This window comes from Actinosynnema sp. (assembly GCF_052038725.1).
In genome coordinates this window covers 1-1,772 of sequence record NZ_JBQGCX010001435.1, presented here as the reverse complement: position 1 = coordinate 1,772, position 1,772 = coordinate 1, and the positions used below count along the sequence as shown (strand labels likewise).

Below are 1,772 nucleotides of genomic sequence, written 5' to 3'. Positions count from 1 at the left end.
GATCTCGATGACGCCTTCCTTCTTGGCCATGTCCTCACATTCCGTCGCGCCGGGGTCCGGCTCTGGGTTGTTCGTCCACCTTGGTGCACCGCGCGACGCCGCGGAGGGCGTCGAGCGGGTGGCCCGGGAACCGCCTGCGCTCCGGCGGACCGGTGCGCAGTGGACCTCGTGCAGCCGTTGCGTGAGCCTCATCCCACCGCACCGACGCGCCTCCGCTGGAACAGGAGACGTACCGTTGCGCGAGCAGCCGCGAGGCACCACGAAACAGACCCACGTTGGGCCGACGCATCAGTCTACGGCGTCGCCCGGCCCGAAGGCGACTCCGACCGCGCGCTACGCGCGGTCCGCGAGCAGGCGCAGCGCCTCCTCGCGCGCGGGGGCGGCGTCGGACGGCGTCCCGCGCAGCGCGCCGGCGACCGGATGCACCATCACCTCGTCGACGCCGAACCGCTCGGCCAGCGCGGCGATCTGCTCGCGGGCGGCCTCGGGCTCGTCGATCACCCACCGCCGCGCCATGCCGTCGAGCACGTCGCGGTGCGCGTCGGGCAGACCGGCGGCGACCCGCTCCTCGGCGTCCTCGACGAGGGGCTGCGGGCCCATCGGGCCGCCGGTGCGCAGGGCGAGCATCGCCAGCAGCTGCGGCAGCGCGAGGCGGTGCGCCTCCTCCGCGGTGGCCGCAACCGAGGCGTTCACGGTGAGGAAGGTGCGCGGCGCCTCCAGCAGCTCGGAGGGCTGGAAGGTCGAGCGGTAAAGCTCGAGCGCGCGCTCGGTGCCCTCGCCGCTGAAGTGGTGGGCGAACACGTACGGCAGGCCCTGCTGCGCCGCGAGGCGGGCCGAGTAGTCGGAGGAGCCCAGCAGCCACAGCTGCGGCACGCTCACCGCGCGCGGCGTCGCCCGCAGGGCGTGGCGCCGCGGACCGATCGCCACCTCGACGCCGTCGGGCGCCATCATCGCCACGACGTTGCCGACGTGCTCGGCGAAGCGCGCCACGCCCTCGTCGTCCGTGCCCGCGGGGCCGCCGTGACGCAGGGCGAACGAGGTCACCGGGTCGGAGCCGGGCGCCCGGCCCAGGCCGAGGTCGATCCGCCCCGGGAACGAGGCCTCCAGCAGGGCGAACTGCTCGGCCACCGCGAGCGGGGCGTGGTTGGGCAGCATGACGCCGCCCGAGCCCACCCGGATGCGCTCGGTGGCACCGGCCAGCAGCGCGATCAGCACGGGAGGGTTGGTCGCGGCCACTGCCGCCATGTTGTGGTGCTCGGCCACCCAGTAGCGCACCATGCCCGCCGCGTCGGCCGTCTGCGCCAGCCGTCGCGACGCCGCGATGGCCTGCGGCGAGGTCTGGTCGGTGCGCACGGGCACCAGGTCGAGCACGGACAGGGCGGGCGGGGCGGGAGTCGACGCGTTCATCACCGAGCACAACCGCGGCGGGCGCGGTTGTGTTCCCGTCTGAGACCGGGGGCGCGGATCACCTCTTGGGGTGAAAGTGGTGAGGAGGTGCGACACCGCCACCAGGGGGTCGCTAATCTAGGCGCGTGTCTCAGACGTCCTTCTCCGCCACCACCGCCCCGGGCTCGCTCGTGCTCGGCGGCGACATCGATGCGGTCGACCACCGTCACCTCAACGAGCTGATCGAGGGGGCGAGCTCGGTCTTCACCGAGGACCTCACCATCGATCTGAGCGAGGTGACGTTCCTGCCGAGCATCATCGTCGGCGTGCTGGCCCGCGCGAGCGTGATGGCCAAGAAGAACGGCGCGCAGCTGCGCCTGGTCGCG

General features: G+C 73.6%; 2 protein-coding genes. One reads left to right on the top strand and one right to left on the bottom strand.

The features are described 5' to 3' along the window. Nucleotides 1-333: 333 nt before the first annotated feature. The gene (locus tag ACTUAL_RS30340; protein WP_440902639.1) at nucleotides 334-1,407 is read right to left on the bottom strand and encodes an LLM class flavin-dependent oxidoreductase; all 1,074 of its coding nucleotides are present in this window, start codon (nucleotides 1,405-1,407) and stop codon (nucleotides 334-336) included. A gap of 125 nt (nucleotides 1,408-1,532) precedes the next feature. On the opposite strand from ACTUAL_RS30340, the gene ACTUAL_RS30335 reads away from it, so the two are divergent. Further along, the coding region (locus tag ACTUAL_RS30335; protein ID WP_440902638.1) for an STAS domain-containing protein at nucleotides 1,533-1,772 on the top strand (240 nt) is incomplete at its 3' end.

What these genes read in the sequence shown, in the direction of transcription:
- ACTUAL_RS30340 (WP_440902639.1), bottom strand. Translation starts at nt 1,407, where the DNA reads ATGAACGCGTCGACTCCCGCCCCGCCCGCCCTGTCCGTGCTCGACCTG.